Annotated in this window: 20 protein-coding genes; 5 read left to right on the forward strand and 15 right to left on the reverse strand. The window is 54.0% G+C overall.

Annotation, left to right across the window (positions count from 1 at the left end; translation table 11 throughout):
• Positions 1 to 29 precede the first annotated feature (29 nt).
• From AC27KL_RS22400 to AC27KL_RS22415, 4 genes are all read right to left on the reverse strand, one after another.
• On the reverse strand, positions 30 to 1670 hold the full coding sequence (locus AC27KL_RS22400) for a hypothetical protein (protein ID WP_487171112.1): 1641 nt from the start codon (positions 1668 to 1670) through the stop codon (positions 30 to 32).
• 3 nt (positions 1671 to 1673) lie between these two features.
• Complete coding sequence (locus AC27KL_RS22405) at positions 1674 to 2417, reverse strand: ABC transporter ATP-binding protein (protein WP_339325250.1); 744 nt, start codon at positions 2415 to 2417, stop codon at positions 1674 to 1676.
• Positions 2418 to 2622: 205 nt separating this feature from the next.
• Positions 2623 to 3444 carry a copper amine oxidase N-terminal domain-containing protein gene (locus AC27KL_RS22410; RefSeq protein ID WP_487171113.1) on the reverse strand — a complete coding sequence of 274 codons (822 nt, stop codon included), beginning with the start codon at positions 3442 to 3444 and terminating at the stop codon, positions 2623 to 2625.
• A gap of 188 nt (positions 3445 to 3632) precedes the next feature.
• Positions 3633 to 4649, reverse strand: coding sequence for a S66 family peptidase (locus tag AC27KL_RS22415; protein WP_487171114.1), 1017 nt, complete (start codon positions 4647 to 4649; stop codon positions 3633 to 3635).
• Positions 4650 to 4727: 78 nt separating this feature from the next.
• Between AC27KL_RS22415 and AC27KL_RS22420 the strand changes: the two genes are divergently transcribed.
• Positions 4728 to 5099, forward strand: a complete 372-nt coding sequence (locus AC27KL_RS22420) for a hypothetical protein (protein WP_487171115.1) — start codon at positions 4728 to 4730, stop codon at positions 5097 to 5099.
• 131 nt (positions 5100 to 5230) lie between these two features.
• On the opposite strand, the gene AC27KL_RS22425 is transcribed toward AC27KL_RS22420, so the two are convergent.
• The 7 genes from AC27KL_RS22425 to AC27KL_RS22455 form a co-directional block, all read right to left on the reverse strand.
• A complete protein-coding gene (locus AC27KL_RS22425) occupies positions 5231 to 6538 on the reverse strand; it encodes an MFS transporter (protein ID WP_487171116.1) in 1308 nt (435 codons plus the stop codon).
• Between the two features lie 58 nt (positions 6539 to 6596).
• Positions 6597 to 7757: a winged helix-turn-helix domain-containing protein gene (locus AC27KL_RS22430; RefSeq protein WP_487171117.1), complete on the reverse strand. Its 1161-nt coding sequence runs from the start codon at positions 7755 to 7757 to the stop codon at positions 6597 to 6599.
• Between the two features lie 330 nt (positions 7758 to 8087).
• A complete protein-coding gene (locus tag AC27KL_RS22435; RefSeq protein ID WP_487171206.1) occupies positions 8088 to 9065 on the reverse strand; it encodes a siderophore ABC transporter substrate-binding protein in 978 nt (325 codons plus the stop codon).
• 205 nt (positions 9066 to 9270) lie between these two features.
• Entirely contained in the window at positions 9271 to 10029 is a 759-nt protein-coding gene (locus AC27KL_RS22440; protein WP_487171118.1) for an iron ABC transporter ATP-binding protein, read from the reverse strand.
• Positions 10026 to 10970 carry an iron chelate uptake ABC transporter family permease subunit gene (locus tag AC27KL_RS22445; protein WP_487171119.1) on the reverse strand — a complete coding sequence of 315 codons (945 nt, stop codon included), beginning with the start codon at positions 10968 to 10970 and terminating at the stop codon, positions 10026 to 10028. Before AC27KL_RS22445 ends, AC27KL_RS22440 begins: the two co-directional genes overlap by 4 nt.
• A complete protein-coding gene (locus AC27KL_RS22450) occupies positions 10967 to 11920 on the reverse strand; it encodes an ABC transporter permease (protein WP_212951155.1) in 954 nt (317 codons plus the stop codon). Before AC27KL_RS22450 ends, AC27KL_RS22445 begins: the two co-directional genes overlap by 4 nt.
• 247 nt (positions 11921 to 12167) lie before the next feature.
• Positions 12168 to 12872 carry a CPBP family intramembrane glutamic endopeptidase gene (locus AC27KL_RS22455; protein WP_487171120.1) on the reverse strand — a complete coding sequence of 235 codons (705 nt, stop codon included), beginning with the start codon at positions 12870 to 12872 and terminating at the stop codon, positions 12168 to 12170.
• 108 nt (positions 12873 to 12980) lie between these two features.
• On the opposite strand from AC27KL_RS22455, the gene AC27KL_RS22460 reads away from it, so the two are divergent.
• The 3 genes from AC27KL_RS22460 (at position 12981) to AC27KL_RS22470 (ending at position 14878) form a co-directional block, all read left to right on the forward strand.
• Positions 12981 to 13781 (forward strand): MerR family transcriptional regulator, encoded by an 801-nt coding sequence (locus AC27KL_RS22460; protein ID WP_487171121.1) that lies wholly within the window; start codon positions 12981 to 12983, stop codon positions 13779 to 13781.
• Positions 13778 to 13909: a DUF4023 family protein gene (locus tag AC27KL_RS22465; protein ID WP_081991960.1), complete on the forward strand. Its 132-nt coding sequence runs from the start codon at positions 13778 to 13780 to the stop codon at positions 13907 to 13909. The genes AC27KL_RS22460 and AC27KL_RS22465 overlap by 4 nt, the downstream gene beginning before the upstream one ends.
• Positions 13910 to 14275: 366 nt before the next feature.
• Positions 14276 to 14878 (forward strand): DedA family protein, encoded by a 603-nt coding sequence (locus tag AC27KL_RS22470; RefSeq protein WP_487171122.1) that lies wholly within the window; start codon positions 14276 to 14278, stop codon positions 14876 to 14878.
• 18 nt (positions 14879 to 14896) lie between these two features.
• Here AC27KL_RS22470 and AC27KL_RS22475 read toward each other — a convergent pair whose 3' ends face one another.
• The 4 genes from AC27KL_RS22475 to AC27KL_RS22490 all read right to left on the reverse strand — a co-directional run bounded on the left by AC27KL_RS22475 (position 14897) and on the right by AC27KL_RS22490 (position 21330).
• Positions 14897 to 16801, reverse strand: a complete 1905-nt coding sequence (locus tag AC27KL_RS22475; protein ID WP_487171123.1) for an ABC transporter ATP-binding protein — start codon at positions 16799 to 16801, stop codon at positions 14897 to 14899.
• The gene (locus tag AC27KL_RS22480; protein WP_036706206.1) at positions 16788 to 18533 is read right to left on the reverse strand and encodes an ABC transporter ATP-binding protein; all 1746 of its coding nucleotides are present in this window, start codon (positions 18531 to 18533) and stop codon (positions 16788 to 16790) included. Before AC27KL_RS22480 ends, AC27KL_RS22475 begins: the two co-directional genes overlap by 14 nt.
• Before the next feature lie 96 nt (positions 18534 to 18629).
• The gene (locus tag AC27KL_RS22485; RefSeq protein WP_487171124.1) at positions 18630 to 19631 is read right to left on the reverse strand and encodes a glycosyltransferase; all 1002 of its coding nucleotides are present in this window, start codon (positions 19629 to 19631) and stop codon (positions 18630 to 18632) included.
• A 34-nt stretch (positions 19632 to 19665) separates the two neighbouring features.
• Positions 19666 to 21330 carry a PucR family transcriptional regulator gene (locus tag AC27KL_RS22490; protein ID WP_487171207.1) on the reverse strand — a complete coding sequence of 555 codons (1665 nt, stop codon included), beginning with the start codon at positions 21328 to 21330 and terminating at the stop codon, positions 19666 to 19668.
• Between the two features lie 217 nt (positions 21331 to 21547).
• On the opposite strand from AC27KL_RS22490, the gene ald reads away from it, so the two are divergent.
• A complete protein-coding gene (gene ald / locus AC27KL_RS22495; RefSeq protein ID WP_212951163.1) occupies positions 21548 to 22675 on the forward strand; it encodes an alanine dehydrogenase in 1128 nt (375 codons plus the stop codon).
• Positions 22676 to 22707 lie beyond the last annotated feature (32 nt).

Raw genomic sequence — 22707 nt, forward strand, 5'->3', positions numbered from 1 at the left:
AGAACGGGTAATTTTACCTATTCAGGTACTTAAGACGCAGGCAGCTCGCGGAAAGCCAGCTTCCAAGCCAGGAGATTCAGAACGAGCAGAAGCAGCATATATAAATACTCGCCGTAAGGTAAAAATGTAAAGCCAAAATGCGCACCCGCGAAGACGCCGAGCAGCACTAAAAGCCCAAAAATGACGAACCCGCTGCCGGATTGCGAGCCTTGAAACGGCTGCGAAAACGGCAGTCCCTTCTCCAGCGCCATAAAGCTGACGACCGCGTAAAGCAGCACCCCGAGCAGAATGACGATGAGTTCCGGAATAATCCTTGCGCCGAAAATAATCAGAAAGATGACGGCCTGCAAAATAAACACCGGAGCAAACAGCCGGACGATCATGGCTTTCAGCGCGCCTTTGTAGACGGGCGCGGTATCCGTCAGCGGCGCGGTTCGGTAGATCCAGGCCCCTTTATAGTTGCCCGAATATTTGAGCATCATGATGATGCTCGGGATCATCAGCGCGCAGAAGTACAGGAACAGGAACCCTTTGCCCGTCCTCATGGCGGCAAAACCGCCTTCCGAACGCAGCATGTTGAACATGAAAATGAACGGAAAGACGATCGAAAAGCCAAGCTGCGGATACACCTTGAGTTTAAAGTCCCGTTCCCGGCCCATCATGTCCCAGGAAAAGCGGAAAAAGAGCCTTTCGAGCTGCCCCCGGCAAAAGAGCTTGCCCAGACCTTCCTGCAGGCGGAAACCTCCCGACTTGCCCCGCCCGTGATGGCTGGCGAGCTTCTGCAAATTCCGTTCGAATGAAGGCATCAACAGCGAATACAACCCCCAGGCAGCCAATGTCCCGATGACCGAAAGGACGGAAAAGACGATAACCAGCGGCGACTTCCCTTCGCCAAGCAGCCATTCGAACGGGGAGGCGAACCAAGCCGGAAATATGAATATCTCCCACCATTGCGGCCTAAATGCGACCTTCAGATCGATGAAGTTAAACAATCTGGAGATAAACTGATAGCCCACCGTCATGACGATGGTCAGCCCGATCTGAACGTAATTGATGATGTCCTTCAGCTTCTCCCCGTCGAAAAAACGCAGTACAAGCCAGTAAAGCGCCGCCGTCAGCGCGACGATAAAAAAGTCCATCAGCACGATTTCCACAAGGAAAAGTAGAAAAAACAAGACGCCCTGCCTAAATAAACTGACCAAAAGCGGCACCACGGTCAACGATCCGGTCAACAGCAGCAGGTAAATCATCACGTGCAGCATCTTCGCCATACTGATCGTTCGGCGCTGCACCGGCTTGGAAAACAAAATGTTCCGGTCACGCACGTCCAGCATTACGGATGAAAAGTCAGAGATCATGGAAGTCGTGATCATGAACATTAGGATGCCGAACACCAGGCTCATCTGAAACATGTAATTCGTCTTCATAACGATAAACGGCACCAAGATGACACTGATAATGACGTAAAACCACAGCGACTTGATAAATTGGTTGGACTGCTTGTCAGGGTCAGCCGTTTTGGAGGATTTCTGAATAAGCGTCGGCACCCTGCGGCCGTCCATCAACAGCTTGACCTCCAATATGCGGCGCATCATTTCGTAGTCGACTCCCGATCTTTCAAACAGCCCCCGCAGCGGATCCAGAATTCGCAGCCATTTCACGCTACCCATCCGCTACACCTCCTGAACGATCGACACGAACGAAGACGCCACATCCTTGTATTCGTGAAATCCGGTCAAATCATTAAAAATTTGCTCCAACGACCGTTCATGCGACTGCTCCCGCAGCTCCTCGAAGCTGCCGTCGGCGACGATCTGCCCCCCGTTAAGCAGCAAAATGCGGCTGCTGATCTTCTCGACGACGTCCATAATATGCGAGGAATAAAAAATCGTTTTGCCTTCGGCAGCCAGCGCCGCCAAAATCTCTTTTACGATCATGACGCTGTTGGCGTCCAGCCCGCTCAGCGGCTCGTCGAGGAACAGGATGTCCGGGTTATGCAGCAGGCTGGAGATGAGAAGCACTTTTTGCCGCATCCCTTTGCTGTACGAGGAAATCCGGTCGAAATAAACCTCCTCGAGCCCGAATTTGGCCATCAGCCGTCTCGCTTTATGATCCGCCTTCCGCTGCGCAAGCCCGTACAGCTCCCCGACAAACACCAAATACTCCTGTGCGGTCAAGCTGTCGTACAGCTCCGCCACCTCCGGCACATAACCGATACGCCGCTTGTATTCGATGTCCCCGTCCGCGATGTCCCTGCCGAAAATACGCACCTCGCCCCGGTACCCCTCGACCAGGCCGAGCATGATTTTGACCGTCGTGCTTTTGCCCGCGCCGTTCGGGCCGATATAACCGATGATTTGCCCCTTGTGCACGTCCAGGTCGATGCCCTGCAAAATCGGCTTGCTTCCATAACTCATTTCCAGATTGCGGATCGATATGACCGGCTCCTGCCGATTTCCCGCCGTTTCAATCAATTCGTATCACTCCCTATGTTGCTTTATGTATTTTTGAAACCTTCATACATGCAAGTGGGCGATTCGATGATGGATCGCCCTTCCAAATGCCGTTTCTCTTCCAAATAATAACATATGACTGCCTAATGTGCTGGTTAAAAAAGTCAGATCATTTAAAGACCCTTCCAACAGCTAAGATATACCTCAATTTCTCATCATCATTACTCGCTGTAAAACTCACAGTTCTAGTAAAGATTTGGTTCAATCCGAGTTTTGGGCGTGGTCGTTCATTGTTCTGATCCGTCGTATTCGAGTCTGCTTCCATTTGAAATGCTTTATCAAACAGGAATATTACATGAAGATCCTCTTTTCCTTCGGCTATGACTTTTCCGCTTATATTTTTCGATTGGATATAGATCTTTCCATTTTGCAATTCACCGCTGCCGTTATTATTTAATGTCAAATCGTAGAAAAGTGGAAGAATTGCATTATGATCCGCAATATCGGCAGGGGAAAGATCTGACTCTTTCATTAATTCAATCATTTGGTTTTTGTCCATGGATTCGCTGCTTATATGAACGAACCCTGTTTTTGGGTCTATAATTGCCGGAAGATCCAAGTTATCGATCAAGGCACGAACCGGGACCGTATCCATCATTCGGGGGACATTATTCACTTGGATACTCTTCGATCCGGCTGTAATCTGGAGATCTTTGTCATTCATTTGAATTAATGCTGTCTTTTGGGTTGGATTATAACTTACTTTACCACCGATTAATTCGCTTACAGCGCGTAACGGTACCATTAATCTATTGTTTTTATCGAGGTATGGCTGCTTCGGGTAGGTGTATAATACATCAAATTCATTGATCTGCAGCAGCACCGGAACCTTCTTTTCGATCATGGAAGCAGATGCATAGCCGCCCTTCGGGAATCCTAAAAACAATGCCAAAGCAGCAACTGCCATAAGAAAACGTTTTGTTTTTCGCACATGAACCCCCCAGTAGTTTTTTTTGGTTAGTTTAGCAAAGTTTTTTTTGAAAAGGAGAATAAGAAGTCGGCCTGCTATTCCTATTTGCGACATATTCATAAAAACAGATAAAAAAGTAAAAAGTTACATATTAGGTGAAAAAACAAAGCCACTTGGAGTCCAAGTGGCGAATTCTTTTGGGAAAATTTTTACGGCCTAAAATGCTGCACAACCCTCCCGCGTCCGTCCTCCGCCTCCACCTCGGCGTATGCGCCGTTGATGAAGGTAATCTGCGGAGGCACATGCCCGCAGTCGATGTCATGGATAACAGGCACCTGCAGTTCTTCCGCAAGCTCGCGGTATATATCCTCGGCGGTGTAATTTTCGACCGGACGGTTGGCCGGACTTCGTCCGAACATCAGGCCGGAACAATGATCGAACCAGCCCGCCAGCTTCATCTGCACGAGCGACCGGCGCAAATCGGCCGTGTTCAGCTCGCAGTTTTCGAGATACCACAGGATCGGTTCCCCGCCAATCCGTTCCCGCTGAAAGCGGCGGACATCGCCAAACGGCGTGCCGATCAGATGCCGGATCACGTCGACGCAGCCCCCGAGGAGGCGGCCCTGGATGGCGGTTTTCCCTCCGGATACGGTCTTCCATGCCGTCGGTTCCGTCAATTGGAAGACGCATGGCGACGGGTTGGCATGATCCCATTGTTTCTGAAACTTTGGCGACGAATGCTGCACGACGGATTCCCCTGATTTCGTAGACAGTACGGTACGCCACATGGCCGTCGTCTCATCGGAAAATTCGCCCCTTAAGTCCACCAGGTTCGTGCCGTGGGCGGTGGCCAGCCCTGTTGTGAGCGTCACGGCAAGCAGCAGCACGCTGATGTCCGAATAGCCGAGCAGCCATTTTTCCGGCAGCTCTTCGAAATCGAGATACTCCAGAATCTCGACCAGCAGTTCCCCGCCCCAAGGGGGCACGATCAAGTCTATGCCCTCGTCCCGGACCATCCGGTTCAGTTCGGCGGCACGCACCTTGGCCGGGGCGGATTTTGCCTTGTTTTGCGTCCATACGGTTTCCCCGGCAACGACCCGAAAGCCATCCTTCTCCAAACGTCGGGTCGCTTCCCGAATCAAACCATGCATGCTTTCCGGGACGCCGGATGACGGCGCTGTCGTGCCGATGACGGCACCTTCTTTTAAAATGGGATAACGTATCATTGCCGACCCTCCGTTTTTACTTTACTTTTTAAGGTAATGGTAAATGGTGAAAAATTTATAACCAATGGGGTGAATCCATTGAAACTAATTAAATTGATTATTATTTGTGCGTTTATTTTGACGACAGGCTGTTCAAGTAAAAGCAAGCAAAGTGTGCTTGAATATTTATCCTCAGATTCTAGTAACAGATATAAAATCCACTTATTCTACGATAATCAAACTCAATTAGATGATAAGCTGCTTGAATATATGAATTCAAAAAAAGAACTGTTGGAACGAATTCAAGGTATCCAGCTATACGATGTTGAAGTCAAGAAAAACAAAAAAATGGCTGGTGCCATTGGAATAGACGAATTCCCTGCTATAATCGTGACTGACAACAAAGAAATCACCCTTAAGACACAGGATTTAAACGATATTAAAAATTATTTCAACAAATTAAGCCAATAGGACTATTCAAAAAGAAAAAAACATTACACTTAGATGACAAGCGTTTAAGTAACGAATAGGCTGCGATGGCTCGCAGCCTTTTTACTTCATCAGAGAGTTCAACTAACTTTCCAAAGGAATGCATAAAGAACTTACCCGAAAACCTCCCGCATCTCCTCCGACAGAGTCGCGGCTTGCTTGGACGGCCATAACACCGCCTGAAAAACGAGGCAGGCTATTCCGATTATCAATACCACGGCCCCCAACAGGAGAAATACCCTGCTTACGCCCCATCCATGAATAAGAACCCCGCCAATTAACGGAGCGGCGACCATCAGGGTGCTGGCGGACATGTTTTGGATGCCGAAAATGCGTCCGGTCATGCCCTCCGGCGTTTCTTTCTGCAGAACATAGTTATACGTTACGATAAACAGCCCGTTGCCAATGCCGATGACGAAGCCCAAAGCGATGCTCCATATGTCCGGCGAGCCCGGTACCAGCAGCCCCATGAAGCCGAAGGCGGCTCCAACCAGCGCTACGCCTCCCCCGATGCCGAGGCCGTATCTTACTCTGCCGAGACGGTTCAGCAGCAAGATGGTGACCACCGCGCCTACCCCGGTCGCCGACAGCACCCAACCGAGCAGCGATTCATTATGGGGTGCGATTTCCCGGTACAACGTCGGAAACTGAAAATCGATCATCAGGATGACCAGCATCACGGACATGTTGACGAGAAAGCTGCTGAGCAAAATCCGGCGCTGCAGCAGCGCGCCCCATCCTTGCTTCCACGATCTGACAAAGCCTTGTTTTTGCCCCTCATCGTCCAAATGGCCGCCGTGCGCCTTCCGCTCTACGGCCTCGTTTTGATCGATATGCCGCAGCGTAAACAGCAGTGCGCAGGAAAGCAGCCGCGTGACCGCATTGACCAGAATGCAAAGCTGCGGGGAAAAGACCGTCAAAGCCACGGCCCCGAGCAGGGGACCCGCGATTTTGGAAAACTGGTTGACGAGTCCGTTGTAAGAGGTCGCCTTCAGCAGCTGGTTTTCATGGACCACTTGGCGGGTCAGCGCCTGATGCGCCGGGACGCGGAATACGCCCATGGCGGCGCGCAGCGCAAGAAGCGGCAGCAGCCAGTACATCCCCGGGACAAAAAGCAGCAGCACGGTAAGGACCGTCTCGGCCGCATCGGCGATCAGCATTAAATTGACCTTCTTCCACCGGTCGGCGATGACGCCGGCAAAAGAACCGAGCAGGATGCCCGGAAGAGCCATCATGACGGGAATGAGGGCAATCATAAACGGATCGGCATGCCAGCGGTAAGCGACCAGGATTTCAATCGCAAAGGCGTCGAACCATTCGCCGAAAGACGCCATGGCGTAGGCCGCAAACATTTTCGAATACGTCCGGTTGGCCCAAACCGATGCCGGGCGGTTGCCGGACGCAGTTGATACGGTTGACATCAGAATTCCTCCACCAATCAGAATACACTTACTTTAATGGAGGAATATCAGAAGAATATCAGACGGAATCAAGAATCCGCTCGATCATCCGTTCAAGCGGCTGTTTATGCGGCAAAAACCCGTACCTTCGGTCGAATTCATCATAACGCGCCTGAAACTGCCGCTGGAGAGGAGGATCGTGATGCACCGTTTGAAGAAAGTCGATCGTGCCCAATACGGAACTTACGAGAACAGGTACATTATGCGCGGCTTCCCCGGCTTCGAGGCCATGCTCAAAAGCGGAAAGCGCCTCCGGACGGCGGCCTTGAAGCAGCAGCAACCTTCCCTTTAAACCTTGATAGCTGCAAATCTCCCTTAAATAAGGGGTTTCGGCCAGCATGCCCTCGATCCGCTTCGAGCAGCGTTCCGCCTCCGAAATATGCCGCGCTTTCAGATGAACGTACAGTTCCGACGTGGCCACATGTACCTTAAAACCGTCAAGCTCACCGGCAAGTCCGTCAATCACCCGGTAAGCCGCTTCGATCTTGAGCAGGTCTTCTTCAAGGCGTCCGTTGTCGGTATAAAGTCCGATGATGTTCAGCATTCCCAGCTCCCGGTGCATATGAAACGGTAAAATTCCGGCTTTGATGGCCCGCTCAAAGTAATCCAGGCATTTCTGCGGCTCTCTGTAAAAAGCGAAATAGGAAACCAGCAGCCAATACAATTTATCCCGATCCTCCGCGTCGGGGCTGTGCAGAAACCAGTCCAAGTCCGCCTGCACAAAACGGAGAAAAATCAAATAAAAGGCATCAATGTTTACGCCAAGCAGTTCCTGCTGGTTGGCCAGAGCCAGCATCGATTGGCTTTGTCCCAGCTTTTGATAGGTATCGAGCAGCTGCGCGATCTGCTGCTGCAGACCGCCGTCCGACCGCGATGGAACGGCAATCGTCGGGGTTTCCTGCACGATCAGGCTGTAACCGAGTCCACGTACGGTAACCAGCCGGATCTGCCCGCTCCACCGCTTCAGCTTCTTCCGTAGGCGGTACACATGGTCGTCCACGGTGCGTTCGCCGGGATATTCCTCTCCCCACACCTGATCGAGCAGCTGCTCCCGCGTGAAGGGCCGGCCGGCATGGCGGTACAGAAACTGAAGCAGCGCGTATTCCTTAGCCAGCAGCGTAATGGTATCCGACTTGTATGTGACGGAATAATCGTTGGGGCGAAAGTCCAGATAAGCCATGCCGCTCTCCTCTCCTCATTGCTTGGTATTTATCAGTAACCCCATTAAATCATATACAGGATTTGACAGACAAGATATCGTTTGACGGCGCTGTGTTCATTTTTAGATTCTCGCAAAAAGCATGGTAACGGCAATAAGAAAAACGCCTATCGACATATTCCCTAAGAAGCCAAGACGCCGTCTCTTAAAGGGTGGTATTATTCTTGCAATATCGGAAAGTAGGCAGCGGCTGTAGTTCTTACTTGCTGATATTATAAAAAAGCCGCCCGCAATTCCCTAAGGGAAATTGGGGCGGCCTTTCCGGCCATAACATGCGTGCTTTGCGCGCCGTTATTTGATGCTGTCGCCGACTTCCTTCACCATTTCCTGAACGGACAGCAGACCGCCGCCGGAGAGGTACCAGTAGTTCGGGTCAAGATAGACGATATGTCCTTCTTTGTATGCATTCGTGTTTTTCACTAGATCGTTTTCTACGGTTTGCTTCGCTTTTTCTCCGTCTTTATCGGTGGCTACCGCGGCGTCGCGGTCCACGACAAACAGATAATCCGGATTTTTCTCGGCAACGTATTCGCTCGTTACGCTTTGTCCATGCGTCGATACCTCGATTTTGTCATCCGAAGCGGCAAATCCGAGAACGTCATGAATGAGGCCGAAACGGGATTTCGGGCCGTATGCGCTCAGCTTGCCTTCGTTGGAAAGGACGATCAGCGCTTTTTTGCCGGAAGCTGCAGCTTTGTCATGCACCTCGGCGATCGATTTGTCGATGGCTTCGAGTTCGGTTTTGATTTCGTCTTCCTTGCCGAAGATTTGACCGACGGTGGTCATGTTTTCCTTGAACGAATCCATGTAACGGGTCGTGTCCAGCCCAAGGTATACGGTCGGAGCGATTTTGTTCAGTTCTTCGTACGCTTCGGATTGTCTGCCGGAAATGATGATCAGGTCCGGATCCAGCGCGTTGATTTTTTCGAAATCGGGTTCTTTCAGACTGCCGACGTTTTGATAAGCATCTTTATCTTCATATTTGGACAGGTACGGAGGAATGTTGGCCTGCGGCACGCCGGTTACCTTCACGCCCAGCTTGTCGAGCGTATCCAGGATGCCGAAGTCGAATACGACGACCTTCTGCGGGTTTTTCTTCACTTTCGCTTCGCCGAGCTTATGTTTGATCGTCAATTCTTCCGAAGCGGAGGCATCGGAGGAGCCGCCGGCTGCATTGGCCGAAGTTTCCGTTACCGGCGTTTCCGCCGTCTTGTTATTGTTGCCGCAAGCCGCCAGCACGAACACCAGCATCGCGGATAGGATCAGCATGAACAAGTTTCTTGTTTTCAAGGGGGTCACCTCATTTATATTTTTTTAATTTTTACTTTCGTGCACGGCAGCCGCTACGGTGCCAATGTGCAATATTTCAATCACTCAAACACTTATATAAATAATGCGACGCACAGCCGTCCTGCCGGGCCCTGGCAAATTTGGCGAGCATCGATCTCAATACCAACGTCGGGAGACACAAGTCTTACGCAAAATAAACGCAAATCCGGTGATCGTTGATCGTTTCGATCTGGATATCCATGCCGTACACCTGCTTCAGCACGGACGAATCGATGATTTCCGCCGCCGGTCCTTCCTTGACGACCCGCCCGTTTTTGAGGGCGACGATATCGTCGGAATACACCGAAGCGAAGTTGATGTCGTGAATGACGATAATGACGGTTTTGCCGAGCTCGTCGACCATCCGCCGCAGCACCTTCATAATTTGCACCGAGTGCTTCATATCTAGGTTGTTCAGCGGCTCGTCGAGGAGCACGTAATCCGTGTTTTGCGCGATGACCATGGCGATAAAAGCCCGCTGCTGCTGGCCGCCGCTCAGCTGATCCAGGTATTGGTGCTGCAGATCCTCCAGCTCCATGTAGCGGATCGCCTCGTCGACGTATTCCCAATCCTCCGGCTTCAGCTTGCCCTGCGAATACGGGAAGCGCCCGAAGCTCACAAGCTCGCGGATCGTAAGCCGCACATTGATATGGTTGGATTGCTTGAGGATCGATATTTTTTTCGCGAGATCCCCGCTTTTGCACTTGTCGATCGGATCGCCTTCGATCAGGATGTCGCCTTCGTCTTTTTTGTTCAGGCGGCTGATCAGGGACAGGAGCGTGCTTTTGCCCGCGCCGTTCGCGCCGATGAAGGAAGTGATTTTTCCCTTGCGGATCGTGACGGACACATCGTCCAGGACCGTTTTGTTGTTGTATCGTTTGGTTACGTTTTTGACCTCGATCACGACGATTTACTCTCCTTTAGCAGCAGGTACAGGAAGTAGATCCCTCCGGCCAGATTGATGATGACGCTCAGCGTCGTAGAGAACGTAAATACCCGCTCGACCAGCAGCTGTCCGCCCACCAGGGCGATGATGCTGAGCAGCATGGAGCCAAGAATGAGAAAATGGTGTTTGTAGGTTTTCATGAACTGGTAGCCGACGTTGGCGACGAGCAGGCCGAGGAACGTAATCGGTCCGACGAGCGCGGTCGAAATCGAAATCAGGATCGCCACGACCACGAGCATTCGTTTGACGACCCGGTCGTAATCGACGCCCAGGTTCACGGCCTGGTCTTTTCCCAGGGCAATGACATCCAGATACTTGGTATAACGCGCAAAATAAATCGCGGTACCCGCCATCAGCACAATCGACAGAATCAGCAGCTCGGTGTTGATGTTGTTGAAGCTCGCAAACATTTTGTCCTGGACGATCTGGAATTCGTTCGGGTCGATCAATACCTCCATGAAGGTCGACAAGCTCTGGAACAACGTCCCGAAAATCAGCCCGAGCAGCAGCAGAAAGTAGATGTTTTGCCCCTCCCGCTTAAACAGCAGCTTGTAAAAGACCATCGAAAAAATTCCCATCAGTGCGACCGAAATGATGAAGTTCGCGTTTTTGCCCATCGCCGTAAGCCCTGCCGAACCAAATATGTACACCATAAACGTTTGGAACAGCATATACAGCGAATCCAGCCCCATGATGCTCGGCGTCAGGATGCGGTTGTTCGTAATGGTCTGGAACACGACGGTCGAAAAGGCGATCGCCCCGCCGGTAATCATCATGGCCAGCACCTTTTTGCCCCTGCGCGGAAGGATGTAGTCCCAGTGGCCTCCGGCCTGGATCAGCATGAACACGGCGATGAGGGCAAGTGCGATGACTGCCAGAAATATCAGCTTTTTTTTCATGACGCATATGCCTTTCTTCTCAGGAGTAGGAAAATAAAGATCGCGCTGCCCAAAACGCCGACCGTCAGACCGATGGAGATCTCATACGGATAAATGATGATCCGGCCCAGGATGTCGCAGAATAGGACGAACACGGCTCCGAGCAGGGCGGTATGCGTCAGGTTTTTTTTCAAATGGTCGCCCTGGTACATCGTCACGATGTTCGGGACGACCAGGCCAAGGAACGGAATCGTGCCGACCGTCAAAATGACGACCGACGACACCGCCGCGACCAGCACCAGCCCGATGTTGACGACGGCCTTGTAGTTGAGGCCCAGGTTGACCGCGAATTCCTCGCCCATACCCGCGATGGTGAAGCGGTTCGCGAACAGGTAAGCGATGATGAGGAGCGGGATGCTGACGTACAGCATTTCGTAGCGCCCTTTCAGCACCGTCGAGAAATCGCCCTGCAGCCAAGCGGACATATTCTGGATCAGGTCGTTTTTGTAAGCAAAAAAGGTCGTGATCGAACTGACGATATTGCCGAACATCAGTCCCACCAACGGAATGAAAATCGCATCCTTGAACTTCACCCGGTCCAGAATGCGCATAAAAATGAACGTGCCCAGCAGCGCAAACACGAACGCGACCAAAATTTTCTCCAGCGTGCTCGCGTTCGAAAACAGCATCATCGCGACCAATATGCCGAACCTTGCGGAATCCATCGTTCCCGCCGTCGTCGGCGAAACGAATTTGTTGCGCGTCAGCTGCTGCATGATCAGGCCGATGATGCTCATGCTGGTGCCGGCGATGATAATGCTGACGAGCCTTGGCAGACGGCTGATCCACAGTACCTGCTGCTGCTCCGGAGTCAGATGGAACAAATCCCACGGCGCGATGTCTTTGACTCCCACGAACAGGGAGATGATGGATAAAACGATGAATGCTGCCCACAAGTACCAAATTTTCATAAGGAATCAGACTCTTTCTATCCAGACTATATGTCATCATATTACATATAATAAGAATGATATTCATTCTCAATTAGATGGATTCTGTTATCATTCTACCAGCTGAACCAGTTTTGTCAATCGTTAAAGTGTGATCAAATCAAGGAATTTTAGGAGCAATGCAAAATTACGGAACGGCGGAAAGGCCGTAACCGCAAAGATTACAGCCTGCCCGATTTGTTGTTTTATGCACAAAACTGTATACAATTTATGCAAACACCGTCAGCAGCACCGCGACCGTGTTGGTCAGCCCGTGAACGATCATGCCGGGAACGACGGAGCGCGTTTTTTCATAGGTCCAGGCAAAAATCAGCCCGCTGGCGAAATTGAGGGGCAGCGTATTATACGTCGGGATGTGGGCGACCGTAAATAATGCGGAGCTGAGAAAAAGCGCCCACCCCGGCCCGCAGCGCGTTCGAAACCAGCGGTATAGAAAACCGCGATAGAGGATTTCCTCATACACCGGCGAGATCACGCCTCCGGCCGCAATGGCGATCAGGATGCCCAGCATGTTGGCATGGCTTTGCAAACTTTCGGTTTTCCCGTTTTCGTAGCCGCCTCCAAGCAGCGACATCAGCAGCAGCATGACTGCCCCAAGCGCCAGCACCGCAGCGGACCACAGCACAATGGGGCCCCAATACCTGCGCGGAAAAGAACGGAGACCCACCTCGGACCATCCGGCTTTATGCGGATAGAGCGCAATAAGATATAGGCTCGCCATGTACACGACGCTCAGGACGAACCCCATCAGCGTGCCCGCATACAGCGTGTTGTCAAACCACTGTTCAAGAAATGCGTATAATTTGACCTCGACCAGCCATGGCACGAGCACAAAAGCCAAAAATACGATGGCGGCCAGCTCTTTGACCGACCAGGGATCTTTGGGCCAAGCTTGTTTGTTGGTTGTTTTCATTTGCGATTCCCCCTATATTTTCCTTCGGTTATCATGTAGTCTACAAGGTGACGCAACGTCACCTGCAAGCACAAATTTAAACCTTAAAGAAAGCGGGGTCTGATCGACATGGGCCATACATGGACGACGGGGCAAGCGGCCGCGAAGCTTGGGGTGTCCATCCGCACCATCCGCTATTACGACCAGATCGGGCTGGTCACCCCCGGGATCAAGGAAGCGGGCGGCAGACGGCTTTATACCGAAGAGGATTTATTGCGCCTCGAAAAAATATCGCTGCTGAAGTCCTTGTCGCTTCCGCTCGAAGAAATCCGGCATCTGCTTGACGAGCTGTCCATCGGGCAGATTTTGGAGGCCCACCGGAAGCATTTGAAAACACAACTGGAGAATCTGCAAGAAAGCTTGGACAATACGAACGCTTTGCTGAATCTTCTCGAAGCGGAGGGCATGATCCGGTGGGAGACGCTGCTGCCGCTGGTGAAAGGATCAAAGGAGCGTACCGTAAGCTGGGAAGCTTATTTTGAAGATGAAGAGCTCCGCGTACTGAAGACGAAACTGCCCCGCCTCGAGGGCAGCGATGAATCGACGCGCGGCTGGGTGCGTGTAATCGCCCGAATTGAGCAGTGTTTACGAGAAGGTCGCGGACCGAAATCCGGCGAGGGAAAGGCGATTGCCGAAGAAATCGAACGGCTGTCCGAGCTGACCTTCGGCGGCGACCGGAAGCTGATGGAAAAGTTCTGGAAACTGCGCCGGGACCCCGCCTCTTCGAAGCAGGGCCTCGCCCCGATCCGGGAAGAAGTGCTTGCTTTCGTGGAGGCATGCCTCGCATCCCATGAATTCCATTCGCCCTCTTCGGAAATCGTAACAGGGAACCCCATTTCCGAAACAGAAGGGAGCGTGAAGGCAACATGACGGACAGCACGCGCGATTTCGTAAACAAGGTCCACGAGCAGCAGGAAAACCAGCGCAAAAACAAGCAGCGCGCCGCAGGCCAGCCCCAGGCCCAGCTGCAGAACAAACAGCACAGCACGAATAAGTAAGACGCAAATAAGCACCTGGCCTTCCATTGCGGAGGCGGGTGCTTTTTGCATGCTCTCCCGCCGGCGCCGGCGCATGCTTCGGACGTTGTCCCGTCCCCCTAGCCATTCCTTGTAACGATCCGCTTCCTGAGAACTTGCAGGGAAAGACGGGGCTAGGTCGTCTAAATCAATAACAGGCACGCGCGGGCGCGGCCAGACCAAGGTCTAGGGCTTAGACTGGACCACGGTCAGTTCCGAACGGTCTTCCGTTTCTTATAGAATGGACAATAGACGGAAACTCATTCCTGTACATGCGGATTTTGTATTGCCATTTGAATAAATATCCGGACATTTTCCGGCGATTAGAGATAAAAGGAGACTGAAACGATGGAGTGGATGAATCAACTGTTTGAACAATACGGTTACCTGGTGTTATTCCTCGGATTATTTTCGGAGTCGCTGGCGCTCCCTTTCCCGGGCGAATTGGCGATGGCCATATCGGGCCACATGTCCTCTTTCGGGGATTTCCATATCCCCTTCATCATTTTTTATTCCTACGTGGGCGCGATCATCGGCACGACCGTCACCTTTTTTGTCGGCTACAGGCTGGGGACTCCCTTCCTCGAACAGTACGGCAAATATGTGTTTCTCAATCAGGCGCGCTTGGCCAAGGTCAAGGAATGGTTCGGAAAATACGGCAACAAGCTGATCCTGATCAGTTATTTCGTGCCGGGGCTCCGCCATTTTACGGGGTACGTCTCCGGGGTGCTCAAAATCCGCCCGCGCACCTTTTTCGTTCTGAACTGCATCGGCGGATTGGTATGGGTTCTGGTTTACGTCATGATCGGCAAAATCTTCGGCCCGAACATCGAGCAGCTCCTCCACGTCGCCACCCGTTATTTTGCGCTGTCCATGGTCATTTTGGCCGTTGTCGTGGCCGCGTTGTTCTGGTTCAAGAAAAAAAGAAGCATGGCAAAAGGGCGCCTGTAATTTCAGGCGCCTTTTTCGTTAATCCCGGGCCGTTCCGGCGGCATCCGCCGCGCTTTCGAGGTTTTTGAACTGGCTTTCGAACATGCGGGCGTAAAAGCCCTGCCGCCGCATCAGCTCGTCATGGCTGCCCTGCTCGACGATCTCGCCATGGTCGATGACCATGATCGTATCGGCATCGCGGATCGTGTTCAGCCGGTGCGCGATAATGAAGGTCGTCCGGCCCTGCATCATCTGGAGCAGCGCATCCTGGATATGCAGCTCCGTCCGGGTATCGATGCTGCTGGTCGCCTCGTCGAGGATGAGAATGGACGGCCTTGCAAGCAGCACGCGGGCGATCGCCAGCAGCTGGCGCTGGCTTTGGCTCAGGTTGCCGCCGTTCTCGGACAGCACGGTATCGTATCCGTCCGGCAGCCGCCGGATAAACACGTCGGCATTGGCCATGGCCGCGGCCTCCCGGACCTCCTCGTCCGTCGCTTCCGGCTTGCCGTATTTGATGTTTTCCTTGATCGTCCCCGAAAACAAATACGTATCCTGCAGCACGAATCCGAAGCTGCGCCGGAGGCTGTCCCGCGTATAATCCCGAATGTCCGTCCCGTCGATGCGGATCGAACCGCCGGTCACGTCGTAAAACCGCGTCAGCAGGTTCACGATCGTCGTTTTGCCCGCTCCCGTCGGCCCGACAAGCGCCGTGCTGCTGCCGGGCTTTGCGGTAAAGCTGATATTTTTCAGGATCGGAACGTCCGGCCTGTACCCGAAGCTTACCTGATCGAAGACGACCTCGCCCTGAATCCGCTCCAGCGCCTTGGCATGTTCGGCATCAAGCGGCTCTTCGCGTTCATCCAGCACTTCGAAGACGCGCTCCGCGCCCGCGATCCCCGATTGAAGCAGGTTGTAAATGTTGGCGAGCTCGTTCAGCGGCCGGACGAACTGCCGCGAATAGCTGATGAAGCTCGCGATAACGCCGACGGTGATCAGGCTTTTGACGGCCAGAACCCCGCCGACGAGCGCCACGGCGGCAAAGCCGATATTGTTGATCACGTTCATCATCGGCATCATGAAACCGGAACGGATCTGCGCTTTTAAGCCCACCTCGAACAGCTTCCGGTTCACGCCCTCGAATTCCTCGATCGCTTTGTGTTCATGGTTGAAAGCCTTGACCACTTCCATCCCCGAAATGCTTTCTTCGATATGTCCGTTCAGCCTGCCCAGCTGCACCTGCTGCTCTTTGAACAGCACCTTCGTTTTCCGGGTGACGGTCCGCGTCAGCCAGAACAGGATTGGCACGGTAATGAGGCTCGCAAGCGTCAGGATCGGGCTCAAGACGATCATCATCACAAGCGACCCGATGATGGTGATGACGCCGGACATCAGCTGAACGGTCGATTGGGAAATGGTCGAGCTGACATTGTCGATATCGTTCGTCAGGCGGCTCATCACTTCGCCGTGCGAGCGGGCGTCGAAATACGATACCGGCAGCTTCTGCAGCTTCCCGAACAGCGCCCGGCGCAAGGAGGCGACGATCCGCTGCGATATGCCGGCCATCAGCCAGCCCTGCAGGAAGCTCAGCACGGCATCGGTTACGTACGCGGCGGCCAGGACGGCGATCAGGATGCGAAGCAGATGAAATTCGACGCCGCCGATATCAAGCGACATCGCGTCGATCGAGCGGCCGATCAAATACGGGCCGACCAGCGTCACGCCCGCGCCTATGACGATAAACAGCATAATGAGCGACAACAGGCCGCGTTCCCGGCCGATATACCCCCACAAACGCTTGAGCGTTCCCGCGAAGTTTTTCGGCTTTCCGCCGGGACCCCTGCCCATCATTCCCCGCATGGGACCCGGTCTCCCCCCGGGAGCGCCGGCCCCCTGGGGCGGGGGAGGAGCCTGCTGCTGGTCGCGTGCGGCATCATTGCGCGGCATTCGGCTGCATCTCCTTTCCCAGTTGGGACTTGTAAATCTCCTGGTATACGCGGCAAGTTTGCATCAATTCCTCATGCGTCCCGCTGCCCGCGATTTCCCCGCGGTCCATGACGACGATCCGGTCGGCGTCCATTACCGAGGTAATCCGCTGCGCGATCAAAATGCAGGTCAATCCCTTCGCATACGTTCGCAATGCCTGCTTGATCCGTCCTTCGGTCGCGACGTCCACCGCGCTGGTGCAGTCGTCCAAAATCAAAATCTCCGGTTTTCGGACAAGCGCCCGCGCGATGGAGAGCCGCTGCTTCTGCCCGCCGGAAAAGTTGACGCCGCCCTGGCCGATCCGGCTCCGGTAACCTTCCGGGGAGGCCATGATAAAGTCGTGCGCTTCCGCCGTCCGGGCCGCCTGCTCCAGCTCCTCGGCCGTCGCATCCTCTTTCCCCCAGCGCAGATTGTCTTCGACCGTTCCCGTAAACAGCATGATTTTTTGCGGGACGATGGCGATCGTTTCCCTAAGCTTGGCCGGGTCCATTTCCCGAACGTCCACGCCGTTCACTTTCACCGTGCCGGACGTCGCGTCGTAGAACCTCGGGATGAGGTGAACCAGCGACGTTTTGCCCGCGCCCGTCGACCCGATGATGCCTACGGTTTGCCCCGGCAAGCAGGTCAGCGTAAAATTCCGGATGACCGGATCGCCCGACGAACCGGCGTAAGCGAAGCTGACCTGCTCGAAATCGATCCGTCCCCGCTCCCCGGAGGCAGGCGCGGCATCCGCTCCTTCGCCCGGCATCCCGCTGTCCTCGGACATCACTTCGCCGATCCGGCCCGCCGATGCTTTCGCCCGAACGAACATGTTGAATACGTTCGAAATCATCATCAATGAAAACAATATTTGCGTCATATAATTGATGAATGCGATGATGCTGCCGACCTGCATTTGCCCGTTGTCAACGCGCAAGCCCCCAAGCCATAACACCGCGATGATGCCGAAATTGACCGCAAGCGATATGCCCGGACCGAATACCGACATGACGCGCATCGAGGTCACCGAACGGGCCGTAAGTTCGTCGTTGGCAGCTCGAAACTTCTCCACCTCGTAATCGAACCGGTTGAACGCCTTGACGACGCGCACGCCGGACAAATATTCCCTCATGACGCCGTTCACCCGATCCAGCGCGCGCTGCACGCGGATGAAAAACGGGAAGCCGATCTTCATATTCAGCACGATGAGCACCGCCACGAAGGGCACGACGACCGCAAGCACGACGGATAAATGGACGTCCAGCCGGACCGCCATGATTAAGCTGCCGAGCCCCAGCAAAGGCGCTTTGACGAAAAACCGCATCAGTCCGTTCACGAAGTTCTGCACCTGCGTTACGTCGTTCGTCAGGCGCGTGACCAGCGAGGCCCGGTCGAAGCGGTCCATCCGCTCGAACGAAAGCGACTGGATTTTGCGGAACAAATCGGACCTGACCTCGGCCCCGAAACGCTGCGACACATGGCTGGAAATGACGTTGCGGATCGATGCCGACAATGCGCCGATGCCCGTCACGAGCAGCATCAGTCCGCCCAGCTCGAATACCTTGTCCATGCTTCCTTTCGCGACGCCGTCGTCGATGACCTTCGACATGATGGTCGGCTGCAGCAAATCGCAAAACGCCTCCAGCGTCAAAAAGAGCACCGCCACGCAAAACAGCTTTCCGTATTTCCGGACATATTTCCGTAGAAATGACAAAGCGACACCCACCTCCCGCGGTTTAGGGCCGTATTTTCCGAACGCCCCGCCTCTTTATGTATGTACATACATATTCGCCGATCGGGACGGCATCCGTCAATCTCTCAACCATGCATCGAAAAAGTTTTTGTACCCTTCCTTCATCACCCGGCTGGAAAACTGGTCGAACGCATAATAACGGTTGTCCATCGAATGGGACTGCGGCAGCGCGGCCGCCATGTTCACGAGCTCGAACCAGTTTTCCTCATGCCCTGAAAAGGAATGACGCGCATTGATATGGCGGTAGCATGGATGCTCCGGTTTCACGACGATTTTGCCCATCGCAAGCGCCTCCGTGAGCGGCATGGCAAACGTATCGAAACGGGAGCAGTTCCAGTACACCTTCGCGGTGTTCATCAGCGCAAACACCTCGTCCTGGCTCAGCGCAAACCGCAGCCGCACGTTATCGGGAACGTCGTATTTTTTCATGCTTTCCCGGTAACGCTCGCCGCCGAACACCATAAACACTTCCTTGTCCGGATTCTGCTTCGCGTATTTCAGCACCAGATCTGGCCGCCGATTTTCCTCGTCCCTGCCGATCCATAAAATGCGGTTATGCACGACCTGTGAAGGGTCAAAATGCTTTTGCGCCAGGCTTTCGCTGAATCCGATAGGGATGACGTTGACGTCGGTAATCCCGAAGTTTCTGGCAAATTCCTCTTTTAAAAATTCCGTCTGCACGATCGCCTTGTCCACGATTTGATAAAAAGGCTTCATCATTTCGTATCCCGTCAAAGCCGGATCCGGAAAGCTGTGCGGAAAAAGGACGCTTTTTTCGATGAACATCTTCAGGTACGTAAACCCGGACACCGTGTAGATGACATGCTCGATGCCCTGTTCGTGGATTTGGTCCAGCACAACGTCGTAATTGACCAAATCCCCCTTTTCGTGCTCGTATCCCGGCAGCCAATCATACCCGCTGACATGGCGCTCCGGGGAAATGAACACGATATCCACGCCCAGCTCCTGCCCGATCGCTTTCAGGCGGTCCGCAAACACGCGCGGCCCCTGGTTTTCGCGAAACTGGATTTTTCTCATGACCAGTCCGACTTTTTTCATATGTCTAATCATCCTTTTTTGCTGTGTCTTTGGTTTAAGTTAAAAGCGGCAGCGCCAGCAGCGCCATTTCCAGGCAGACGCGCCGCTCGGGCTCCAAATAGTCTTCGCCGAGAATCTCCATCAATTTATCGAGCCGGTTGTAAAGGGTCTGCCGGTGGATATACAGCGCTTTGGCCGTGTCGTTTTTGGAACCCATGCATTTCAAATACATGTCGAGCGTCTGCAGCAGATGCAGATGATGCTCCTGATCATAGGCAATCAAGGCGCCGAGCTGGTCCTGGACGAACGATTCGAGCGCTTCCGCCGGGATGGCCTTCAGCAGCCGGTATACCCCGATCCGGTCGTAAAAAAGGGCATCCTGAACCGCAGCCCTTGATCTCGCCACCTCGAGCACCTGCTCCGCTTCCTTGAAGCTCCGGTGCATATCCGTCATCCGGTTGCGGACGAGGCCAAACCCGGCGTGCAGCCGGAATACAGGCGCCCCCGAAGCCGGATGCTGCAGCCGTTCCACGATTTTGCGGATCGTCTGCTGCAGGGAAACCGGCGTATCCTCTCTGGCGGGTTTCTCCCGCGCGCACAGCACGTAAATCCTGCGTCCCTTCTGCATGAGCAGGTTGTGAAGGGCGTATTTTTTCAAAAGCGCGCGCAGCCGAACGAGCAAATCCTGCTGATCCGATTCGACCTTGTCCCGGTCCGGCTCTTCGTCTCCCCCGCCATATTCCGCTTCGATCATCCCGCCGGCAAACCACATTTCGCTTTGCTTCGGCGGCCGCAGCCCCATGCGCATCCGCGCTTCCTCTTCGTCCTCGATCTGGTGGTTCAAAATGTCCTGGATCAGCTGATTCTGGTCGCGGAGCATTTTTTCCTCCAGAAAAAGCATTCTAAGGAGGAGCGAAGCCAGCGATTTGGCGGTGTAATCCAGCAGCAGCGTCAGCCTCTCCTGCACCTGCTGGCGGGGCAGCACCAGCCCGACATGGGCCAGCGTCTGCCCGAGGCAAATGACGGGCTGCGTCAGCAGCAGCCTCTCCTGCGGCAGCTCGAACATGCCCGCCTCCTGGTGGGCGGATTCGTTTCCTTCCACGCGCTGCCGGTAAAAGGCGGCAATTTCGTCCGCAGCGGCCGGGGATATGCCGCGGGGCATAAATTTATTCGTATCCACGGTGGAGTAGTACACAACCTGCTGCTTGGCGTATTCATATAATACATGGAGGATGGCGTTCACGTCGGTGCTTTGAAGGGTGATCTGCTGAAGCCTGCGGGAAAAGGCCTCCAAATCCTTCAGCATCTGGTGCTGCTGGTTGATGAGCAGGCCGTGGATATCCTGGGTAATTTCCACGAACCGGACAGGCTGCTCGAACACGATCAGGGGAAAATCGGATGCGTCTGCAAGTTCGATGATTTCGGCCGGGATGTTTTCGATGCTCGTGCCCAGCTCCACGCACAGCCCCGCCGCTTCCTGGCGGATGAGCTGCTGCATGTAGGACAGGCGCTGCTGCTCATAATGGCGGAGCCAAAGCCCGGTCGTCATGATCAGATCGTTTTTCGTGACGTATGGGGCCACGTTGGCGATTTCCAGGATGTGAACCCATCCGACCTTGCGGCCGGTTCCGCCCGCGCCTGCGATCAGCCGGGCCTTCCGAAATACGGGGCGTTCCAGAACGTCCCTGATATATAGCGTAAATTCGCCCAAAGCCGTCACGTCCCCTCTCGTTAATGGAGTCATTATAGAAGTTTGGAGATCCATTTTCAATATGGGCGACATGCCCGCCCGGCTGAACAAAATGTCCTGTCATGTGATCTATTCCATTGACAAGACGTATGATGCTTCACCGCAAAATCGATTGTAAACTTTTACTGTCAAGGTTTTGCGCGATTTGATGGAGCTTGCATTTATTTTTAGGAGAAGGTGATCTGTCATGAACATCGGAATACCGAAAGAGATCAAAAACAACGAAAATCGGGTTGCCGTTACCCCGGCAGGCGCCTTGGAGTTCGTCCAGCACGGCCACAAGGTCCTCGTCGAGCGCGGCGCCGGTCTTGGAAGCGGATTCACGGACGAAGAATACCATGAAGCAGGCGCGGTCCTGTTGGCGGAAGCCAAGGATGTATGGGATCAGGCCGACATGATCATGAAGGTTAAGGAGCCGCTGTTAAGCGAATACGGATATTTCCGCAAAGGGCTGATCCTGTTCACCTACCTGCATCTGGCTGCCGAACCCGAGCTGGCCAAAGCGCTTGTCGCCTCGGGCGTGCATGCCATCGCATATGAAACGGTCAACGTGAACGGCACGCTGCCGCTCCTGACGCCGATGAGCGAAGTGGCGGGACGGATGGCCGCGCAGATCGGCGCGCAGCTGCTCGAACGACCGCATGGCGGCAAAGGCATTTTGCTGTCCGGCGTTCCCGGCGTTGCCAGAGGCAAGGTCACGATCATCGGCGGAGGCGTCGTCGGCATGAACGCGGCCAAAATCGCCGTAGGATTAGGCGCTGACGTGACGCTGCTCGATTTGAGCATTCCGCGTCTGCGCCAGCTGGACGATATTTTCGGCAACCAGATCCATACCCTCGTCTCCAGCCCGGCCAACATCGCCAAGGCGGTGGCGGATACCGACCTGCTGATCTGCGCCGTTCTCATTCCGGGGGCCAAAGCGCCCCGCCTCGTCACGGAAGCGATGGTAAAAACGATGAAGCCCGGTTCCGTGATCGTCGACGTCGCGGTCGACCAGGGCGGCGTGGTCGAAACGATCGACCATATCACGACGCACGACAACCCGACTTACGTCAAACACGGCGTCGTCCATTACGCCGTCGCCAACATGCCGGGCGCGGTGCCCCGTACGTCGACGCTGGCGCTTACGAATGCGACGATGCCTTTCGCGCTCAAGCTTGCAGGCACGGAGCTGCGGCAGCTGCTTGCGGCGAACCCCGCCATCCGCAGCGGCGCAAACGTCATTAACGGCCGCGTGACGCATGAAGCGGTCGCCCGCGATTTGGGATACGACTACGTCCCGGCGGAAAAAGCGTTCAGCCAGGTGACGATTTAACCTATGCCGGCAACGAAAAACAGGGTCCCTTG

Source organism: Paenibacillus sp. YAE3 (assembly GCF_057546105.1).

Bases quoted from the DNA above. Each gene is read 5' to 3' on its own strand.
- AC27KL_RS22400 (WP_487171112.1), bottom strand. From the start codon at position 1,670: ATGGGTAGCGTGAAATGGCTGCGAATTCTGGATCCGCTGCGGGGGCTG.
- AC27KL_RS22405 (WP_339325250.1), bottom strand. From the start codon at position 2,417: ATGAGTTATGGAAGCAAGCCGATTTTGCAGGGCATCGACCTGGACGTG.
- AC27KL_RS22415 (WP_487171114.1), bottom strand. From the start codon at position 4,649: ATGATACGTTATCCCATTTTAAAAGAAGGTGCCGTCATCGGCACGACA.
- AC27KL_RS22425 (WP_487171116.1), bottom strand. From the start codon at position 6,538: ATGTCAACCGTATCAACTGCGTCCGGCAACCGCCCGGCATCGGTTTGG.
- AC27KL_RS22430 (WP_487171117.1), bottom strand. From the start codon at position 7,757: ATGGCTTATCTGGACTTTCGCCCCAACGATTATTCCGTCACATACAAG.
- AC27KL_RS22435 (WP_487171206.1), bottom strand. From the start codon at position 9,065: ATGCTGATCCTATCCGCGATGCTGGTGTTCGTGCTGGCGGCTTGCGGC.
- AC27KL_RS22445 (WP_487171119.1), bottom strand. From the start codon at position 10,970: ATGAAAAAAAAGCTGATATTTCTGGCAGTCATCGCACTTGCCCTCATC.
- AC27KL_RS22450 (WP_212951155.1), bottom strand. From the start codon at position 11,920: ATGAAAATTTGGTACTTGTGGGCAGCATTCATCGTTTTATCCATCATC.
- AC27KL_RS22455 (WP_487171120.1), bottom strand. From the start codon at position 12,872: ATGAAAACAACCAACAAACAAGCTTGGCCCAAAGATCCCTGGTCGGTC.
- AC27KL_RS22460 (WP_487171121.1), top strand. From the start codon at position 12,981: ATGGGCCATACATGGACGACGGGGCAAGCGGCCGCGAAGCTTGGGGTG.
- AC27KL_RS22465 (WP_081991960.1), top strand. From the start codon at position 13,778: ATGACGGACAGCACGCGCGATTTCGTAAACAAGGTCCACGAGCAGCAG.
- AC27KL_RS22470 (WP_487171122.1), top strand. From the start codon at position 14,276: ATGGAGTGGATGAATCAACTGTTTGAACAATACGGTTACCTGGTGTTA.
- AC27KL_RS22475 (WP_487171123.1), bottom strand. From the start codon at position 16,801: ATGCCGCGCAATGATGCCGCACGCGACCAGCAGCAGGCTCCTCCCCCG.
- AC27KL_RS22485 (WP_487171124.1), bottom strand. From the start codon at position 19,631: ATGAAAAAAGTCGGACTGGTCATGAGAAAAATCCAGTTTCGCGAAAAC.
- ald (WP_212951163.1), top strand. From the start codon at position 21,548: ATGAACATCGGAATACCGAAAGAGATCAAAAACAACGAAAATCGGGTT.